The sequence below is a fragment of the Rhodococcus sp. P3_B8 genome (assembly GCF_056402775.1).
In genome coordinates this window covers 1-1,196 of the sequence record NZ_JBFUGT010000639.1, presented here as the reverse complement: position 1 = coordinate 1,196, position 1,196 = coordinate 1, and the positions used below count along the sequence as shown (strand labels likewise).

General features: G+C 65.3%; 2 protein-coding genes. One reads left to right on the top strand and one right to left on the bottom strand.

Features of this window, described 5'->3' with window-relative positions:
* The first annotated feature begins 261 nt into the window (after window positions 1-261).
* Window positions 262-807, top strand: coding sequence for an Lrp/AsnC family transcriptional regulator (locus tag AC1D1G_RS45390; RefSeq protein WP_061046089.1), 546 nt, complete (start codon window positions 262-264; stop codon window positions 805-807).
* Between the two features lie 51 nt (window positions 808-858).
* Here AC1D1G_RS45390 and nrdH read toward each other — a convergent pair whose 3' ends face one another.
* Window positions 859-1,086 (bottom strand): glutaredoxin-like protein NrdH, encoded by a 228-nt coding sequence (gene nrdH, locus AC1D1G_RS45385; protein WP_061046092.1) that lies wholly within the window; start codon window positions 1,084-1,086, stop codon window positions 859-861.
* Between the last annotated feature and the right edge of the window lie 110 nt (window positions 1,087-1,196).

Sequence of the window (1,196 nt, the reverse complement as noted above, 5' to 3'; positions counted from 1 at the left end):
GTCCACGTCCGCGCGGCGGAGGGCCTTCGTCGCGAACAGCCCACCGAAGCCAGATCCGATGACGACGACGCGGTGGCGCGCGGGCGGGGACTGGGGGTTGCTCATGGTGAGCCTTTCCGATCACGCCCAGGGGCGACGATCTCGGTGTCGGGGGAGATGGATGTCAGGGTTCAGACCAGCAATTCGACTGGCAGGCATCAATAGTGAACAAGCGGCGCAGGTAAGCCAAGGTAAGAGAACAAAATTCTCTAGACTGAGCCGATGAAGAAGAATGTTTCAGGCGCGCCGTTTGTCGAAGGCTCGGGATCGAATGATGTTCGAACGGGCGCGCCGATCGATGAGATCGACCGAATCCTCCTCGATCAACTCTCGCGCGACGCGCGTACCCCGAACAACGCCCTCGCCGCCCTCGCGGGCATCGCCCCCTCGACCTGCCTGGGCCGGGTGCGTTCGCTGATCGATCGCGGAGTGATCCGCGGATTCCATGCCGACATCGATCCCGCCACCCTCGGCAGGGACCTGCAGGCAATGATCGCAGTGCGAGTACAGGCCAACGCAAGACAGCATCTCGGGCAGCTCGCCGAGCAACTCGCCACCCTCGACGAGGTGCTGAACGTGTACTTCATTGCTGGCGCCGACGACTACCTCATCCACGTCGCCACCGCGAGCAGCGAAGAGCTGAGGCGCTTCGTCCTCGACCACCTCAGCGCACATCCCGCGGTCGCCTCGACGGAGACCATCCTGATCTTCGAGCACGTGCGCCCGCGGCACCGAGCGCCCCGGGCCGAGCAATCGTCGGGCCGATGAGGACCTCCACCGTCGACGCTGCCGTCGTCCGGGGTCCGAGACCGGTACCCGTCAGGCTGCCGTGAGCGCCTTGATGCGGTCCGGCCGGAAACCCGCCCAATGGTCGTCACCCGCAACGACGACAGGGGCCTGCAGGTAGCCGAGACCTCTTACGTAGTCATGGGCGTCGAGGTCTCGGGTGATGTCGACGATCGTGTAGTCGAGCCCCTCGTTGTCCAGGGCGCGGTAGGTGGCGGTGCATTGCACGCAGGCCGGCTTGCTGTAGATCGTGATGGTCATGGTGCACTCCGCTCCGTGAGGTGTGCAGGCGGGGGACCGGAAGCATATGCTCTCCGGCCCGGGTTCGCGCGCTGACAGCGCGGAGGCGCCGAGTCCCGCCAATACATCGA

Coding starts and splice junctions, on each gene's coding strand:
- AC1D1G_RS45390 (WP_061046089.1), top strand. CDS start 262: ATGAAGAAGAATGTTTCAGGCGCGCCGTTTGTCGAAGGCTCGGGATCG.
- nrdH (WP_061046092.1), bottom strand. CDS start 1,086: ATGACCATCACGATCTACAGCAAGCCGGCCTGCGTGCAATGCACCGCC.